This window comes from Streptomyces sp. NPDC017940 (assembly GCF_044328435.1).
Lineage (GTDB): Bacteria > Actinomycetota > Actinomycetes > Streptomycetales > Streptomycetaceae > Streptomyces.
This window is the reverse complement of sequence record NZ_JBIRHJ010000006.1, coordinates 57,622-73,447: the sequence shown is the minus strand read 5'-3', so window position 1 is coordinate 73,447 and position 15,826 is coordinate 57,622. Positions and strand designations below refer to the sequence as shown.

Here is a 15,826-nt window from a genome sequence, read left to right as displayed (position 1 = left end):
TCCAGCGATCCCCTTGCTTACGCTTGCCTCATGTCCGCCCGCGCACCCCGTTCGCCCCTCCGCCCCGTCGGGACAGTCACGCGCGGCACCACCAATCCCAACCGGTTGCGCCGCATGGACCGCTGGATCACCGCCTCCCACGGCGCCGCGCTGCGCGGGGCCGACGCGCCGCTCGCCGTCGACCTCGGCTACGGCGCGGCCCCCTGGACCGCCGTCGAACTGCTGCTCCGGCTGCGCACGGTCGCCCCGCGCGCGTGCGTGACGGGCATCGAGATCGACCCGGAGCGGGTGGCGGCGGCCAAGCCCTACGAGCGCGAGGGGCTCACCTTCCGGCACGGCGGCTTCGAGGTGCCCCTTGCCGCGCGCCCGCAGTTGATCCGCGCGGCGAACGTGCTGCGCCAGTACGACGAGGACCAGGTCGCCGCCGTCTGGGAGCGGCTGTGCGGGCGGCTCGCGCCGGGCGGGCTGCTCGTGGAGGGGACCTGCGACGAGATCGGGCGGCGGCACGTGTGGGTCGCGCTCGGCCCCGAGGGCCCGCGCACGGTGACGTTCGCGGCGCGCCTCGCCTCCCTGGAGCGCCCGTCCGACCTCGCGGAGCGGCTGCCGAAGGCGCTCATCCACCGCAATGTGCCGGGCGAGCCGGTGCACGCGTTCCTGCGGGACTTCGACCGGGCGTGGGCGGCGGCGGCCCCGTACGCGGCGTACGGGGCGCGGCAGCGGTGGGCGCGGGCGGTGCGGGACCTGGCGGCGGACTGGCCGGTGGTGGACCGCGGGGCGCGGTGGCGGCAGGGGGAAGTGACGGTGCGGTGGGGGGCGTTGGCGCCCCGCGGGACCTGAGCGGCCCGCACGCCTCGTGCGCCCTGCACGCCCCGTGCGTCCCGCCCACCTCGCGGGAACGATCTCCGTGTCCCGTAGGGGTGATCTCCGGGTCCGCCGATGGAACGATCTCCGCGTACGGCTCGTCACACGAGGCAGACGGGGGATCGGAGTTGCCGCGTGGCTCTGTCGCAATCGGCGCCGGCGTGGCACCATCCCGGAAACGCGAGAAGTTACTGACGGTAAATCAGCTTTGGGGGTGGCGGACGTGACCGGCAAGGGGCACTCGACGACGACGGCCGTGGCACTGATCTGTGCGTGCGCTGCCGCGGTGCTCGCCGCACCGGGCACGGCGTTCGCCTCTCCCGCGGAGCCGGTGCCGCCCACGAAGAGATCCCTCGAACAGGTCCGCAAGGAGATCGACAGGCTCTACCGCGAGGCGGGCACGGCCACGGACGCGTACAACGCCGCGGAGGAGAAGACCGAGAAGCAGTCGCAGGAGATCGTCAGGCTCGCCCGGTCCATCGACAAGGGACAGGCGAGGCTGAAGAAGCTCAAGGCCCGCGCGGCCGCCGGGGCCCGCGCGCAGTACCGCGGCGGCGGAGTGCCGGACGAGGCCAAGCTGCTGCTCAGCGACAACCCGAGCCGCTTCCTCGACGGCGCGGACCGGCTGCGCAGGGGGCAGCACGCGACGAAGTCCATGCTGACCGAGATGGCCCGTACGCAGGAGGACTTGACGACGTACGCCAAGGACGCCACCACCCAGTGGAAGCGCCTCGAGGCCAACCGCAAGGCCAGGGCGGAGGCGCAGAAGAAGGTCAAGAAGAAGATCGCCGCCGCCGAGAAGCTGGAGTCGCGCCTGGAGAAGAAGGAGCGCGAGCGGCTGCGGAAGCTGGAGGAGGAGGCCGCCCTGGAACGGCAGTCGGCCTGGGTGGACACCGGCGTGCTCAAGGACGCGAAGGGCGATGCGACGTCGCCGGGCAAGAAGGCCATCGCCTACGCCACCGCGCAGATCGGCAAGCCGTACGTATGGGGTGCCGAGGGCCCGAAGTCCTTCGACTGCTCGGGGCTCACGTCCCAGGCCTGGGCGGCCGCGGGCAAGGGCATCCCGCGCACCTCGCAGGAGCAGTGGAAGCAGCTCCCCCACGTCGACGTGAAGAACATGCGCCCGGGCGACCTGATCATCTACCACAAGGACGCCAGCCACGTCGGGCTCTATGTCGGCGACGGCGCCATCGTGCACGCTCCCCGCCCGGGGCGGAACGTGACGGTCGCGGGCGCGGGCTCGATGGAGATACTCGGCGTGGTGCGGCCGGACAAGTAGCGGTCCGGTCGTCTCCCCCTCCACGGGAGCACCGGGCTGTGACCGGTGTCGCACGACCCGGCCCCGCTCAACCCCGCGGACGTGACGTTCGTCATCACAAGCGGACCGGGTTCGTTCCAATTGCCGTCCAGGATGCGGCATATGCCGTCGGCCGCGTGCCGGGCGCCATTCCCCACGAGCCCCGGGTACCGCTATGGTCCCCGTCTGCTGGTGCGTGCGACCGTCGCCCCACCATGCCCTCGGGGGGAGGGAAGGAACTCAACGATGCCCGTACCCATACCGCGGCAGAGAGCGATACCGGCCGCGGAAGGCGCTCAGGCCAAGACCGTCCCGGCAGCCGACGGCGCCGGCCCCGCGGAGCACGACGCCACCGCGGGTGACAGGTCCGCGGACCTTGGCGCCACCGGCCATGGGGCCGCGGGCCTCGGTACCGTGGGCACCGCGGGCCTCGGCTCGGCGGGCCATGGCACCGCTGAGGGTGGCCACGATGGCGGCCGTGATGGCGAGCCCGCGGGCCACGGCTCGGCGGGCCACGGCACCGGAGGCCATGGCACCGCTGAGGGTGGCCACACCGGCGGCCGTGACGGCGACCCCGCGGGCCGCGGCACCGCTGAAGGCAGCCACGACGGCGGCCGTGACGGCGACCCTGCGGGTGACAGAACCGGCAAGGGAACCGGCACCAGCAACGGCACCACCCTGCTCGTCATCGAGGACGACCCGACCGGCTCCCTGCGCCTTCCCGAGCTGACGGACTCCGCGGGCAAGCCGATCCGCATCCGCACCGCCCGCAACCTCACCGAGGCCGAGCGGCTGCTCACGGACGACGTGCACTGCATTCTGCTCGACCTGGCCCTGCCGGGACGGGCCCCCGTGAGCGGCCCCGAGGACACCGACCGCGCCGCCACCGACCCCGACGAGCTGGCCGTGCTCCGGCATGTGCTGCGCCTCGCGCCCCGCCACGCCGTGCTCGCGCTCACCGCGTCCGGCGACGCCGAGACCGGCGCCCAGGCCGTGGGGGTCGGCGCCCAGGACTATCTGCTGCGCGAGGAGCTCGACGGCCGTCTCCTGGGCCGCGCCATCCGGTACGCGGTGGAGCGCAAGCGCGCCGACATCGCGCAGCGCCAGCTCTCCGAGTCCCGGTTGCGCGCGCAGGAGAACGCCCGCCTGGAGCGCGGGCTGCTGCCCACGCCGCTGCTCGACGGCTCCCCGCTGCGCTTCGCCGCCCGCTACCGCCCCGGCCGCTCCCGCGCGCTGCTCGGCGGCGACTTCTACGACACGGTGCGCACACCCGACGGCTCGGTGCACGTGATGATCGGCGACGTCTGCGGGCACGGCCCCGACGAGGCGGCGCTCGGTGTCGAGCTGCGCATCGCCTGGCGCGCGCTGACCTTCGCGGGGCTCTGCGGCGACGAGTTGCTCTCCACCCTCCAGCAGGTCCTGGAGCACGAGCGCGCCGACGAGGAGATCTTCGCGACCCTGTGCACGGTGGACATCGCCCCGGACGGACGCAGGGCGGGCCTGTGCCTCGCCGGGCACCCGGCACCGCTGATAGCCCGGCCCGGCCGGCCCGCGGAACTGCTCCCGTACGACAACGGCGGCCCGGCGCTCGGCCTGCTGCCGCGCGCCCGGTGGCCGCGCCGCCAGGTGGAGCTCGGGGGCAGCTGGAGCCTGATGCTGTACACGGACGGCCTGATCGAGGGCCGGATCGGGCAGGGCAACCAGCGGCTCGGGCAGGACGGCATGGTGGAGATGGTCCGCCGCCAGATCGCGGCGGGCCTCGGCGGCGAGGAACTCCTGGAGGCCGCGGTGAACGAGGCCCGGGACCTCAACGGCGGGGATCTGACGGACGACGTGGCGGTACTGCTGCTCGACCGGACGCGCTAGGGCCACCGCCCGGCTCAGCGCCCCGCCCCCGGGCAACACGTCCCACACGCCCCTGGGACACACGGTTCCGAGCCCGCTGCGGCTGCGAGCCTGCTGCTACGAGCCCGCTCCGGGCCTCGCCTCAGCGCCCGCCGTTGTAGGGACCGTACGGACCGTCGCTGCTCGAACCGCGGCGGCCGCCGCCCCCGCCGGTGATCTGGCGCAGCGCGGGCCGCACGTCGACCATGTACACGATCGTCGCGATGAGGCCGATGATGGGGAGGAACGACAGGATCGGGAAGAGCAGGTTCACCACGAAGGCGAGCCCGAGGATGATCAGCCAGAAGGGCTTGGTCTTCTTGTCCGCCGCGCGGTAGGCGTCCTCCCGCCTGATGGCGGCATCGAGGAGCGCGAAGCCGCTGAACACGATCAGGGCCAGCGACAGCAGCCACATGAGGTTCGCGAACCCCTGCATCAGCACAACGTCCACCACCAGTCTCGGCGTATCCCTACGCGACGTACGGAGTCACCGTCACCGTACCCGCTTACCCGGACAACGGGCCGGGCACTCCGCGAGTGCCCGGCCCGGCGGAACGGAGCCGTGTCGTCGGCTTCGCCTACTTGGCGGGCGGTGTGCTCTTCTTCGTCGTGGCGGAGGACCCCGTGGTGGAGGACCCCGTGGCGGACGACCCCGTCGTGGACGACGAGGAGGACGACGCCGACGCCGAGGACGACGTCTTCTTGGCGGCGGGCTTCTTGGCCGTCGCGGTGGTGGTCTTCTTGGCGGCGGGCTTGTCGGCGGCCGCGGCGGAGGCACCCTTGCCGGAGCCACCCGTGGCGGACGCACCCGTGGCGGAGGACGCCGGTCCCGTACCGGAGGACGCCGAGCCCGTACCGGACGAGGCGGTGCCGGCGCTGGTCTTCGCGTCCGCGGACTCCTCCGGCTCCACCGTGACGGCCAGGTCGGTCAGGCCCTCGGCGGCCTCGCCGCGCCAGGAGCGCACGGTCTGCTCACCGTGCTCGGCGACCTGATCGTACTTCTCCCGCGCCTGGACCGCGTACTCGACGGCGACGCCGACGCCGCGCAGAGCGAGGTCCTGGGCGCCTTCGCCGAGCTTCTTCAGGTCCGTGTCCAGGGAGCCGAAGAACTCGCCGACCTTGGCCTGGATGACCTCACGGGCCTCCTTGGCACGCGTGGCGGCCTTGTCCTGGACTTCCTTGGGGTCGGTGTTGCGGACGGCGTCGATGCGCGCGGGGGCCTCGGCGGCGAGCTGCTCGATGAGGCCGGGCACCTTCTTGGCCTGCTGGTACGCGAGGTCGGCGCCGCCCGCGAAGAAGTAGAGGGGCTTGGGGTCGGTGAACGTCTTGCGTACGTCGTCGGTGCTGGGCATGGCGAATGGTCCTCCCGGATTCGCTTCGGCTTGCGGGTGGCTCGCCCTAGGACTTCTCGCCCTGGGGCGGCTCGCCCGCGGATTGCTTGCGTGTGGGTGGCGCTACGTCGTCACTGCCGCCGGCCCGGACACCGTCGTCCCCCGACGCGTCCTGGCCGGTGCCGTCCGCGTCCTGGGCGGCGCTGTCGGTGTGATCGGTGCCGTCCGCGTCCTGGGCGGTACCGTCGGCGTGATCGGTGCCGTCCGCGTCCTCCGAGGTCACGAAGCCGTTCTCCTTGCGGAACGACTCGTAGATCTGTAGCAGCACCTGCTTCTGCCGCTCGTTGATGGAGGGGTCGGCGAGGATGACGGCGCGCGTCTCGAGCTCGTCCCGCTCCTTCTCGTCGAGGATGCCCGCCCGGACGTACAACGTCTCGGCCGAGATCCTCAGCGCCTTGGCCACCTGTTGCAGCACCTCGGCGCTCGGCTTGCGCAGCCCGCGCTCGATCTGGCTCAGATACGGATTGGACACCCCGGCGGCATCGGCGAGCTGCCTGAGCGACAGCTGCGCGGTGCGCCGCTGCTCGCGCAGATACTCCCCGAGATTGCCGACGTTGAGCGATGCCATGGGTCGATGGTGCACCCATCTCGCTAACTATTGCAAGCACCCGCTTGCAAAAGTGCGCCACGCCACGTCGAACCGTGACGAGCCGCTGGTGCTGCTGCTCCCGCGCTGGGCAGTCAGGATGGCTGGACTTTGTCGAAGAGGGCGAGGGCTTCGGCGGGGTCCGGGCTCACGAGGCGTTCCAGACCGGCGGTCGTGATCTTCGCCCAGCTGCCGGCCCGTGCCCACATCTGTTCCTCGAAGGCGTGAACGGCCTCGTCCAGATACCCAGGGCCGGTGGCGGTGGCAATGGTCTCGGCGAGTTCGGCGCCCTCCAGCGTCACGAGGTTCGCGCCCGCCCCCAACGGGGGCATCAGGTGGGCGGCGTCGCCCAGGAGCGTCACGCCGGGGACGTGGGTCCAGGTATCGAGTGGTTCGAGAGCCTCTCCGCTGAGGAGCAGTCCACGATCCTGCGGCTCCTGTCGCATTTCTGCGTTCAGGCTCGTGCCACCACCGAGGACGGACCGGAAAGCATCCGCCGCTCCGGACTCAGCACTGCCGGCGTGTGGGTCGCGCGACCTCAGGAACGGGCCGTCCTGGCGAAGGATGCCTTGGCCCAGAAGTAGCCGACGGCGGTGAGGCCGAGGAGCCAGGCCAGGGAGATCCAGGCGTCGTTGCCGATTCCGGTGCCGAGGAGCAGGCCGCGGAGGGTTTCGTTGATCGGGGTGAAGGGCTGGTACTCGGCGAACCAGCGCAGGCCCTCCGGCATCGAGTCGGGGGTGACCACCGCGGAGCCGAGGAAGGGCAGGAACGTCAACGGCATCGGTGCGTTGGAGGCGGTCTCCACGCTCTGCGAGCCGAGGCCCATCGCCGCCGAGACCCAGGCGAGGGCGAAGGCCAGGGCGATGAGGATGCCGAGCGCGGCCAGCCACTCCACCGCGCCCGCGTCCGGCCGGAAGCCCACCGCCAGGGCGACGCCGATGACCAGGGCCAGGCTGATCAGGGTCCGTATGACGTTGCCGACCACATGGCCGACGAGCACGGAGGACCGGGAGATCGCCATCGTGCGGAAGCGGTTGATGATGCCCTCGGTCATGTCGGAGCAGACCGACACGGCCGTGGAGATGGCCGCCGACGTCACGGCCATCAGCAGGATGCCGGGCGTGACGTAGTTGGTGTAGTCCCCCCGGTCGCCGCCGCCGGTGGCACCGGGGATGTCGATGCCGCCGCCGAGTGCGCCGCCGAAGACGTACACGAACAGGAGCAGCATCAGCAGGGGCATGGCGATGACGGAGATCGTCATCGACGGATAGCGCCGGGCGTGCTTGAGGTTGCGGCGCAGCATCGTCATCGAGTCGCGCACGGCGTACGAGTCGGCGCTCATCGCCGGGCCTCCTTCGCTGGGGTGCGGGCGGGGTTCGGCGCCGGGTTCGTGGCGGCCGCGCCGTACGCCTTCGGGGCGTGAGCCGCGTGGTCCCGGCCGGTGAGGGTCAGGAAGACGTCGTCCAGGTCGGGAGTGTGCACGGTGAGCGTCTCGGCCTGGATGCCCGCGCCCTCCAGCACGTCGAGCACCGAGCGCAGCGCGGCGATGCTGCCGTCGCTCGGGACCTGGAGGCTCAGCGTCTCGTCGTCGCGGACGACCGTGGAGAGCGCGAGGCGGTCCACGGCGGCCTCGAGCTGCCCGATGTCGTTGAAGCGCAGCCGGATGTGCCCGCCGGGGACGATGCGCTTGAGCTCGTCCGCCGTGCCCTCCGCGACGATCCTGCCGCCGTCGAGGACCGCTATGCGGTCGGCGAGTTGGTCGGCCTCTTCGAGGTACTGCGTCGTCAGGAAGATCGTCGTGCCGCCCGCGACCAGGTCGCGGATGAGGTCCCACATCGTGCGGCGGCTGCGCGGGTCGAGGCCCGTCGTCGGCTCGTCGAGGAAGATGACGTCGGGGTCGCCCACCAGGGTCATCGCCAGGTCGAGCTTGCGGCGCATGCCTCCGGAGAACGCCGACGCGCTCTTCTTGGCCACGTCGGTGAGGTCGAAGCGGGCGAGGAGTTCGGCGGCGCGGCGCCTGCCCTCGGCCCGGTCGAGGTGGAGCAGGTCCGCGATGAGGAGCATGTTCTCCTCCGCGGTGAGCAGGTCGTCCACCGCGGCGAACTGGCCGGTGACGCCGATGGCGGAGCGTACGGCGTCCGCGTCGTGCTCCAGGGAGCGGCCCGCGATCACGGCCCGCCCCTCGTCGGCGGCGATGAGGGTGGAGAGGATCTGGACGGTGGTGGTCTTGCCGGCGCCGTTGGGGCCGAGGAGGGCGAAGATCGTGCCTGGGGCGACGTCCAGGTCGATGCCGTCGAGCACCACCTTCTCGCCGTACGCCTTGCGCAGCCCCTGCGCGGTGATGCCCTGCGGCGGGGCGGTCCCATCGGTGGTGGCAGTCATCGTGCCGCCGCCTCCTCATCCCTCGGTGGTACGGATTCCCCGGTGGTACGGGGCCCCCGGGGGTCCCGGGGGGCCTTGCGGTGTCGGGCGCCGTGCGTCAGGCGTTCCTACCGTGCGGCGTACGCGCTGTCGGGCGCCGCGCGTCAGGCGTTGCGGCGGATCACGATGTCGCCGACGCCGGTGCGCGCGCGGACGGTGACGGACTCGGCGTCCGGGCCGGGGGCCTCCGCGGTGTCGATCGAGTTGTGCACCGTACCGGCGTGGGACTTGACTTCGAGCTGGGCGACGCTGGTCCTGCGGACGCCGACCTCGATGCCGCCGTCGGAGGTCTCCAGGGTGATCATGCCCCGGGTCACCTCGTCGACCTTGATGGTGCCGCTGTCCGCGGTGATGTCGACCGCGCCGTGCGCGACGCCGACGGAGACGGCGCCGTACGCGGCGGTGGCGCGCAGTTCGCCGGTGACCTCGCGGACGGTGGTGTCGCCCTTGAAGTTCCTGACGGTGGCCGCGCCCGCGACGTCACCGAGCTGGATCCGGCCCGCCGCCTCGGCCTCCACGTCGCTCGTGGCCCGGTCCAGGACCACGTCGCCGTAGCTCGTCTTGAGGAAGGCCGCGTCGGTCTCCGTCACCCGGAGGTCCCCGGACGCGGTCTCGAGCCGGCAGTCGCCGAGGCGCCCTTCGGCGGTGAAGGAGCCCGCGGCCGACAGGCCCCGGACGTCCGACCCTGCGGGCAGCTCGACCGTGACGTCGACCGAACCGGACTTGCCGCCGAAGAGCGACCGCTTCTTGGCGCCCTTGACGACCAGCGTGCCGCCGTTGCAGGTGACCTCGATCTGCCCGGCCGCCTTCACGTCGGCCTGCTCGGACCCGTTCGACGGCGTCACCGTGACGACGGTGTCCAGCCGCTTGCTCGCGACGATGCGGGCGGTGCCCATGTCGAACTCGACGACAGCGGAGATGGGCTCGGGGGTGTCGAAAGTAGGCATGGCCGTCCTGTTCTGACTGTGGTGGCGGGACCCGCTGGGGTCAGCGAGCACATCGGTCGTCGTACGTTCCACCGGCTCGGCCCTCGCATTCAGCGGGCCCTCGCCGTTCGTGATGCCAGCATGGCATCACCGTGGCACCAATGCAACCTCCGTTGGCACACGCATGGTGCCACTGGTGGCGTGGAGGGGCGTGCACCGTTGCCACGCGCTCACCTGAGCCCGCCGTGAACTGCGGTTTCCTTGAGCTGCGCCTCAATAAGGAGCTGGACCGATGGGTGCGGCGGGACGCAGGGTTGCCCCATGACCGACACCACCGCATCCCGCACCTCCTGGTACGCGCGCCCCGCCGTCCGGGAGTGGCGCTGCCCGCCCCCGCCCGCCGAGGTCCGCGCCTTCCACGAGACGCTGCCCGGGTACGCGCCCACACCGCTCACGGAAGTGCCACCCCTGGCCGAGGAGCTGGGCGTCGGGCGCGTCTTCGTCAAGGACGAGTCGGCGCGCCTCGGCCTGCCCGCGTTCAAGGCGCTCGGGGCGTACTGGGCGGTGCACCGGATCCTCGCGCGGCAGCCGTCCGGGACCCCCCTCAAGCTGGTCACCGCGACCGACGGCAACCACGGCCGTGCGGTGGCCAGGATCGCGCGGCGGCTCGGGCAGCGGGCCCATGTGTTCGTGTCGGGCGGGGTGCACCCCGGCGCCGCTGCCGCGATCGAGGGTGAGGGCGCGCGGGTGACGCGCACCCGGGGGAGCTACGACCTGGCGGTGCGGGCGGCTGCGGACGCGGCGCGGGCGGAGGGTTCGGTCCTCGTACAGGACACGGCTTGGGAGGGGTACGAGGAGGTGCCCGCGTGGATCGTGGAGGGGTACTCCACGCTCTTCGCCGAGGTCGACGCCCAACTCGCCGCCGCCGGTGCCGCAGCGCCCGGCCTCGTGGCCGTGCCCGTGGGAGTGGGGTCGCTGGCCCAGGCCGCCGTCACCCACTACCGGAGCCGGGACGGCCGGGGCCCCGCGCTGCTCGCCGTCGAGCCGACGGCGGCCGCGCCCGCGCTCGCGAGCCTGACGCGGGGCGAGCCACTGCCGGTGACCACCGGGGAGACGGTGATGGCGGGCCTGAACTGCGGCACGGTGTCCCGCCTCGCCTGGCCGGTGCTGCGGCAGGGCCTGGACGCCGCGCTGACGGTGTCCGACGCGGACGCCTTGGCGGCGGCCCTCGACCTGGGGGCGCTCGGGGTGTCGTCGGGGCCGTGCGGCGCGGCGACCCTGGCCGGGGCGAGGGCCGCCCTCACGGGGGCGGCGGCACCGGCCCGCCGGGGCGACCTGGCCGTCGGCCCGCACGCCACGGTGGTCCTGCTGAACACGGAGGGCCAGGAGGCCAACCCCCACGGGGCCTAACCGGACGGCCCACCCCGTACGGGGCACGACCGAACGACCCCCGGCACCATCACCCCTCCCCCGCCCCCTCCTCCCCCTCCCAAGGAACCCCCCCGGCCCCACACACCACGTCCAACCGCGACACCGCCCGCGTGAGCACCACGTACAAACGATGCATCCCGCGGTCCTCCGCCCTCACGATGTCGGCGGGTTCGACGGCGACCACGTGGTCGTACTCCAGGCCCTTGGCGAGCGTCGCGGGCACCACCGTGACCCGGGCGGCCGGTTCGTCGGGGCCCGCCGCCGCGACGCCCGCGCCCGTCAGGGCCGTGTGCACGCGTGCCGCCGCGGCGTCCGCGACGACGACGCCGACCGAGCCCTCGCGGGTGAGGGCGCGGCGTACCGCGGCCACGGTGCCCGCGGTCACGTCCCGTACCCGGTGCACGGTCACCTCGCCGTCGCCGCGGAGCGACCGCGCGGGCGGCACGTCCACGTCGAGCCCGGCGAGGATCCGGTTGGCGAGGGCGACGACCGCCCGCGGTACCCGGAAGCCGGTGGTCAGCGCGGTGACCGCGGTCTCGGGCCGGCCCAGGTGGGCGAGTTGGGCCCGCCAGGTACCCGCCGCCCACGGCGTGGTGCCCTGCGCGAGGTCGCCGAGCACGGTGAGCGAGCCGAAGTCCGCGCGCCGCGCGATGGCCCGGCACTCCATCGGGGAGAGGTCCTGCGCCTCGTCCACGACGATGTGGCCGTAGCCCGCGGGCCGTTCGAGGAGCCCGGCGACCTCGTCGAGCAGGACGAGGTCGGCGGCGCTCCAGCGCGCGGACTTGTCCGAGCGCGGGGGCCGCGCCCACAGCAGGTCCCGCTGTTCCCGTACGGACAGGATCCCGTCGGCGGCGGCCGCCAGCGCGCCCGCGTCGCCGAGGAGTCCGGCGAGCACTTCCTCGGGCCTGGCCCTCGGCCACACCGCGTCGACGAACGCGGAGACGGGGCGGGCGCGGGAGATCCGCTGGAGCCAGGCGTCGCCGACCGGGCCCGCGCGCCGCTCCGCCTGCTCCTGGATGTGGCGCACGGCCCGGGTGCGCACGCGCTCGCGCCCCGTCCCGTACGGGGGCTCCTCCGCGCGGACGTCCGCGACGATCCGGTCGAGGTCACCGGCGGGCACGCGCCAGCGGTACGAACCGTCCGGCACCGCGAGCGGTTCGGCGCGGGACCGCACCCGGGCGTAGAGCGCGCGGCGCAGTACCCGGGCCATCCGGGCGTCGTGCTTCACGGCGGCCGCCGCGTCCGTGTCGAGGGACCGCACCGGCTGCCGGGCGATCTCGTCGAGGACGGTGGACTGGCGCACCCCGGTCTCGCCGAGGGAGGGCAGCACCTCGGCGATGTAGCGCAGGAAGGTGCGGTTGGGGCCGAGGATCAGGAGCCCGGAGCGCTGGATGCGCTGGGGGTGGGTGTACAGGAGGTACGCGGCGCGGTGCAGGCCGACGGCGGTCTTGCCGGTGCCGGGGGCGCCCTGCACGCAGACGGACTCGGTGAGCCCCGCCCGTACCAGGTCGTCCTGCTCGGGCTGGATGGTGGCGGCGATGTCCCGCATGGGGCCGACGCGGGGGCGCTCGATCTCACCGGTGAGGATGCGGCCGCGAGGGCCCACAGGGTCCGCGTCCGGTGCCAGCAGGTGCTCGTCCTCCAGGCCGGTCAGGTCCGCCGACGCGCCCTTGCTGCCCGGCGCCCAGCCGAAGCGGCGGCGTACGGCCACGCCCTGCGGGTCGCGTACGCCCGCCTGGTAGAAGGCGCGGGAGACGGGGGCGCGCCAGTCGACGACGAGAGGTGGCGCCGAGGGGTGCTCGGTGATGCGCAGCCGGCCTACGTAGTAGCGCTGGCCGCGGTGGTCACCGGCTTCGGGGGCGTGCGCGTCGAAGTCGACGCGGCCGAAGAACAGCGGCGCCTCGGGGAGTTCGCGCATCTCCTTGGCCCTGCTGCGGAGCCGGTACCCGAGCACCTCGGCGTCCGCCCCCGACGCCGACACCTGCTCGCCGGTGACCACGTGCTCCTGCGCGCCGTCGACCATCGCGGCGAGGGCGGCGCGGCAGAGGTCGTGGTGGCGGCGCTCCCGCCCGAGCGCTTCGTCAAGTGGCGTCAAGCCTGGGGTCCTGCGTGGCGTCATGCCGACGAGCGTACAAGAAAACGTTACCGAGTAACATTTATAACCGTGACTCATACTGCGGTACGCTGCCGGGCATGACCGGCGAGAACGAGGAGACGAGCACCCCCGCGGCCCCGGTGGGCCTGCGGCAGCTCAAGAAGCAGCGCACGTACGAGGCGATCTCGGAGGCGGCGATCGCGCTGTTTCTCGAGCGCGGCTTCGAGAAGGTGTCGGTGGCGGAGGTGGCCGCGGCCGCCGAGATCTCCAAGCCGACCCTGTTCCGCTACTTCCCGGCCAAGGAGGACCTGGTCCTGCACCGGTTCGCCGACCACGAGGACGAGGCGGCCCGCGTCGTGGCCGGCCGCCCCGCGGGCCGGTCCCCGCTGGCCGCGCTGCGCGCCCGCTTCCTGGACGGCCTGGACCGCCACGACCCGGTGACGGGCCTCAACGACTCCCCCGGAGTCCTGGCCTTCCACCAACTCCTGTACGCCACACCCTCGCTCGTCGCCCGCCTCCACACCTACCAGGAGCGGATGGAGCACGCGCTCGCGGCCGCCCTGGACACCGACTTCCCCGGGGCCGCCCCCGAGGGCTCCCCGGGAGCCGCCCCCTCCCTGGACGCACGGCTCGCCGCCGCCCAGATCCTGGCGGCGCAGCGGGTCCTGGCCCTGGAGAACTGGCGCCGCGTGGACGCGGGCGAGCGGGCGGGCGATGTGCACGCGGACGCGGTGCGCGCGGCGACGCAAGCGTTCGACCAGCTGAGCGCGGGACTCACTCGGTACGCGTGAGGGGCGCGGGGGCGCGGGGGCGCACCCGAGCGGCGGTACCCGCCCGCCTGGCGTGCGCGTACGCATGCGCAGCGTGGCTCAGCCGTTCCTCGACAGGAGCGCCTCGACGCCGTCGAGCACGCACCGCAGCCCGAACTCGAACTCCGCGTCGGGCGAGTCGTCCGGCTCGCCGAGGGCGCCCGAGGCGAGGAGGTGCCGCAGCGCGGGATAGCGGTCGGGGGCGGGGGCGGGGCCGGGTTCAGCACCGGGGCCGGTGGCGGGGGTGGGGTCGGTGCCGGTGGCGGGGTCGGGGCCGATCAGGGCGCCGACGGTGCGTTCGTAGCGCCGCATGACCTCGGCGGGGGTCTCGCCCCGGGCGGCGACGGCGGCGGTCAGGTCGGCCATGAGGGTGGCCTCGTTGCGCACGTACCCGCCGACCAGCATGATCACGGAGATTCTGCGGCTCTCGTCGAGGCCGGTGCCGTCCAGGGCGGCGAGCCCCCGCTCCATCCAGGAGAGGGCGTGCGGCGAGGCGGGCGGCGAGGAGATCGGGATCCGCAGGAGCCACAGGTTCCGGTGGAACACCGCCCGCTGGGCGTGCGCCCACCACTCCAGGCGGGCACGCCAGCCGGTGACGTCGCCCGGTGCCGGGGGCGGCGGGCCGTAGGCCGCGTCCTGCATCAGGACGTACAGCTCGTCCCTGGCGGACACGTACCGGTACAGGGACATCGTCGAGACGCCGAGTTCCTTGGCGACGCGCCCCATGGAGACGGCGCCGATGCCCTCCGCGGCGGCGACGCCGATGGCCGCGTCGACGATACGGCCGAGGCTCAGGCCGGGCCGCGGGCCCTTGGCGGGACGCTCCCGCAGCCCCCAGGCCACCTCGAGGCTCGGCGGCAGCCCCGTACCGCCGCCACCCCTGCCGTCCGGCATGCCCGACCCTCCTCCGCTCCACCCCTGGCACGGCTCCCGACGAACACCGCTTGACGCACATCGTATTTCTGCGTAACCCTTACACGGTAATGCTTATGCCGTACGCAGTACTTGCCACGAGGACCGGACGACCGGGAGCCGGGGAGCCGGGGAGCCGGACGGACAAGGAGAGAAGATGTCCATCGCCGCGATCGAGGCGACCGGCCTCACGAAGTCCTACGGAGCCCGCTCGCGGACGGGCGGCACAGGACCGCCCGTCATCGTGCTGCGCGGCATCGACCTGCGCGTCGCACCCGGTACGGTCTTCGCCCTGCTCGGCCCGAACGGCGCGGGCAAGACGACCACCGTCCGCATCCTCGCCACCCTCACCGAACCGGACGCGGGCACGGCTGCCGTCGCCGGGTACGACATCCGGGCCGAACGCCACCGGGTGCGCCGCGCGATCAGCCTCACCGGCCAGTTCGCGGCCGTCGACGAGGCGCAGACCGGGAGGGAGAACCTGCGCATGATGGGGCGCCTCACGGGCCTCGGACGTGCCGCGGCCCGCGCGAGGGCGGCCGAACTCCTGGACCGCTTCGGCCTTTCGGGGGCCGGTGACCGCCTCGTCCGCACGTACTCCGGGGGCATGCGGCGGCGCGTCGACCTCGCGGCCGGTCTCGTCGGCGAGCCCGAGGTGATCTTCCTGGACGAACCCACGTCGGGGCTCGACCCGCACAGTCGCCGGGCGTTGTGGAACGCGGTGGCCGAGCTCGCAGCGAACGGGACGACGGTCTTCCTGACCACGCAGTACCTGGAGGAGGCCGACCGGCTCTCGGACCGGGTCGCGGTGCTGCACGAGGGAAGAATCGTGGCGCAGGGTACGGCGGCGGAGCTGAAGTCCCGGGCCGCGGGCCACCGGCTCGACCTCACCCTGGCGACGTCGGCGGTCTATCTGCGCCTGGCCGCCAGTGCCCCGCACGCCACCCACCACGACCCCGCGGCCCGCACCCTCGGCCTCCCCACCGACGGCTCGGCGCGCCACATACGCGCACTCCTCGACGAACTGGACCCGGCGGGGACGGACGTGACGCACTTCGCCGTGCACACGGCGACGCTGGACGACGTGTTCCTGTCCCTGACGGCGCCCGGCCGAGGAGCGGCACACCATGCCTGAGCCACGCAGCCGCCGCGCCCTCACCCACGCCCGGACGAGCCCCCTGAAGAACGCCTTCACGAACACCGTCACGAACGT

Annotated in this window: 14 protein-coding genes and 2 pseudogenes; 7 read left to right on the top strand and 9 right to left on the bottom strand. The window is 73.3% G+C overall.

Translation table 11 applies throughout. The features are described from left to right. Window positions 1-30: 30 nt before the first annotated feature. From ACH4DX_RS21410 to ACH4DX_RS21400, 3 genes are all read left to right on the top strand, one after another. Window positions 31-837: a class I SAM-dependent methyltransferase gene (locus tag ACH4DX_RS21410; protein WP_398156274.1), complete on the top strand. Its 807-nt coding sequence runs from the start codon at window positions 31-33 to the stop codon at window positions 835-837. A 238-nt stretch (window positions 838-1,075) separates the two neighbouring features. Next, entirely contained in the window at window positions 1,076-2,140 is a 1,065-nt protein-coding gene (locus ACH4DX_RS21405) for an NlpC/P60 family protein (RefSeq protein WP_398120949.1), read from the top strand. Between the two features lie 264 nt (window positions 2,141-2,404). Further along, on the top strand, window positions 2,405-4,024 hold the full coding sequence (locus ACH4DX_RS21400; RefSeq protein ID WP_398156273.1) for a PP2C family protein-serine/threonine phosphatase: 1,620 nt from the start codon (window positions 2,405-2,407) through the stop codon (window positions 4,022-4,024). A 121-nt stretch (window positions 4,025-4,145) separates the two neighbouring features. Here ACH4DX_RS21400 and ACH4DX_RS21395 read toward each other — a convergent pair whose 3' ends face one another. The 4 genes and pseudogenes from ACH4DX_RS21395 to ACH4DX_RS21380 form a co-directional block, all read right to left on the bottom strand. After that, window positions 4,146-4,496: a DUF2516 family protein gene (locus ACH4DX_RS21395; protein WP_225882285.1), complete on the bottom strand. Its 351-nt coding sequence runs from the start codon at window positions 4,494-4,496 to the stop codon at window positions 4,146-4,148. A 441-nt stretch (window positions 4,497-4,937) separates the two neighbouring features. Next, window positions 4,938-5,394 (bottom strand): annotated as a pseudogene (locus ACH4DX_RS21390) (hypothetical protein); the annotation flags it as partial. 46 nt (window positions 5,395-5,440) lie between these two features. Beyond that, on the bottom strand, window positions 5,441-6,001 hold the full coding sequence (locus ACH4DX_RS21385; protein WP_398156272.1) for a helix-turn-helix domain-containing protein: 561 nt from the start codon (window positions 5,999-6,001) through the stop codon (window positions 5,441-5,443). A gap of 113 nt (window positions 6,002-6,114) precedes the next feature. Beyond that, window positions 6,115-6,402 (bottom strand): annotated as a pseudogene (locus ACH4DX_RS21380) (FAD-dependent oxidoreductase); the annotation flags it as partial. On the opposite strand from ACH4DX_RS21380, the gene ACH4DX_RS21375 reads away from it, so the two are divergent. Beyond that, window positions 6,355-6,603: a DUF5958 family protein gene (locus ACH4DX_RS21375; RefSeq protein ID WP_398120941.1), complete on the top strand. Its 249-nt coding sequence runs from the start codon at window positions 6,355-6,357 to the stop codon at window positions 6,601-6,603. The pseudogene ACH4DX_RS21380 and the gene ACH4DX_RS21375 overlap by 48 nt on opposite strands. Here ACH4DX_RS21375 and ACH4DX_RS21370 read toward each other — a convergent pair. The 3 genes from ACH4DX_RS21370 to ACH4DX_RS21360 all read right to left on the bottom strand — a co-directional run bounded on the left by ACH4DX_RS21370 (window position 6,558) and on the right by ACH4DX_RS21360 (window position 9,387). Further along, window positions 6,558-7,361 (bottom strand): ABC transporter permease, encoded by an 804-nt coding sequence (locus ACH4DX_RS21370; protein ID WP_398120939.1) that lies wholly within the window; start codon window positions 7,359-7,361, stop codon window positions 6,558-6,560. The two genes, ACH4DX_RS21375 and ACH4DX_RS21370, sit on opposite strands and share 46 nt — an antisense overlap. After that, window positions 7,358-8,401, bottom strand: coding sequence for an ATP-binding cassette domain-containing protein (locus ACH4DX_RS21365; RefSeq protein WP_398156271.1), 1,044 nt, complete (start codon window positions 8,399-8,401; stop codon window positions 7,358-7,360). Before ACH4DX_RS21365 ends, ACH4DX_RS21370 begins: the two co-directional genes overlap by 4 nt. A gap of 143 nt (window positions 8,402-8,544) precedes the next feature. Continuing rightward, window positions 8,545-9,387 carry a DUF4097 family beta strand repeat-containing protein gene (locus ACH4DX_RS21360; RefSeq protein WP_398156270.1) on the bottom strand — a complete coding sequence of 281 codons (843 nt, stop codon included), beginning with the start codon at window positions 9,385-9,387 and terminating at the stop codon, window positions 8,545-8,547. Window positions 9,388-9,687: 300 nt separating this feature from the next. Between ACH4DX_RS21360 and ACH4DX_RS21355 the strand changes: the two genes are divergently transcribed. After that, window positions 9,688-10,776 (top strand): diaminopropionate ammonia-lyase, encoded by a 1,089-nt coding sequence (locus ACH4DX_RS21355; RefSeq protein WP_398156269.1) that lies wholly within the window; start codon window positions 9,688-9,690, stop codon window positions 10,774-10,776. Between the two features lie 49 nt (window positions 10,777-10,825). On the opposite strand, the gene ACH4DX_RS21350 is transcribed toward ACH4DX_RS21355, so the two are convergent. Continuing rightward, window positions 10,826-12,916 carry a HelD family protein gene (locus ACH4DX_RS21350; protein WP_398156268.1) on the bottom strand — a complete coding sequence of 697 codons (2,091 nt, stop codon included), beginning with the start codon at window positions 12,914-12,916 and terminating at the stop codon, window positions 10,826-10,828. Window positions 12,917-12,990: 74 nt separating this feature from the next. Here ACH4DX_RS21350 and ACH4DX_RS21345 point away from each other — a divergent pair, with 74 nt between their 5' ends. Continuing rightward, window positions 12,991-13,683, top strand: coding sequence for a TetR/AcrR family transcriptional regulator (locus ACH4DX_RS21345; RefSeq protein ID WP_398156267.1), 693 nt, complete (start codon window positions 12,991-12,993; stop codon window positions 13,681-13,683). A 78-nt stretch (window positions 13,684-13,761) separates the two neighbouring features. Here ACH4DX_RS21345 and ACH4DX_RS21340 read toward each other — a convergent pair whose 3' ends face one another. After that, window positions 13,762-14,595 carry a TetR/AcrR family transcriptional regulator gene (locus tag ACH4DX_RS21340; RefSeq protein ID WP_398156266.1) on the bottom strand — a complete coding sequence of 278 codons (834 nt, stop codon included), beginning with the start codon at window positions 14,593-14,595 and terminating at the stop codon, window positions 13,762-13,764. Between the two features lie 175 nt (window positions 14,596-14,770). On the opposite strand from ACH4DX_RS21340, the gene ACH4DX_RS21335 reads away from it, so the two are divergent. Next, window positions 14,771-15,748: an ATP-binding cassette domain-containing protein gene (locus ACH4DX_RS21335; protein WP_398156265.1), complete on the top strand. Its 978-nt coding sequence runs from the start codon at window positions 14,771-14,773 to the stop codon at window positions 15,746-15,748. Window positions 15,749-15,826 lie beyond the last annotated feature (78 nt).

What these genes read in the sequence shown, in the direction of transcription:
- ACH4DX_RS21355 (WP_398156269.1), top strand. Translation starts at nt 9,688, where the DNA reads ATGACCGACACCACCGCATCCCGCACCTCCTGGTACGCGCGCCCCGCC.
- ACH4DX_RS21410 (WP_398156274.1), top strand. Translation starts at nt 31, where the DNA reads ATGTCCGCCCGCGCACCCCGTTCGCCCCTCCGCCCCGTCGGGACAGTC.
- ACH4DX_RS21360 (WP_398156270.1), bottom strand. Translation starts at nt 9,387, where the DNA reads ATGCCTACTTTCGACACCCCCGAGCCCATCTCCGCTGTCGTCGAGTTC.
- ACH4DX_RS21365 (WP_398156271.1), bottom strand. Translation starts at nt 8,401, where the DNA reads ATGACTGCCACCACCGATGGGACCGCCCCGCCGCAGGGCATCACCGCG.
- ACH4DX_RS21350 (WP_398156268.1), bottom strand. Translation starts at nt 12,916, where the DNA reads ATGACGCCACGCAGGACCCCAGGCTTGACGCCACTTGACGAAGCGCTC.
- ACH4DX_RS21345 (WP_398156267.1), top strand. Translation starts at nt 12,991, where the DNA reads ATGACCGGCGAGAACGAGGAGACGAGCACCCCCGCGGCCCCGGTGGGC.
- ACH4DX_RS21400 (WP_398156273.1), top strand. Translation starts at nt 2,405, where the DNA reads ATGCCCGTACCCATACCGCGGCAGAGAGCGATACCGGCCGCGGAAGGC.
- ACH4DX_RS21340 (WP_398156266.1), bottom strand. Translation starts at nt 14,595, where the DNA reads ATGCCGGACGGCAGGGGTGGCGGCGGTACGGGGCTGCCGCCGAGCCTC.
- ACH4DX_RS21335 (WP_398156265.1), top strand. Translation starts at nt 14,771, where the DNA reads ATGTCCATCGCCGCGATCGAGGCGACCGGCCTCACGAAGTCCTACGGA.
- ACH4DX_RS21385 (WP_398156272.1), bottom strand. Translation starts at nt 6,001, where the DNA reads ATGGCATCGCTCAACGTCGGCAATCTCGGGGAGTATCTGCGCGAGCAG.
- ACH4DX_RS21370 (WP_398120939.1), bottom strand. Translation starts at nt 7,361, where the DNA reads ATGAGCGCCGACTCGTACGCCGTGCGCGACTCGATGACGATGCTGCGC.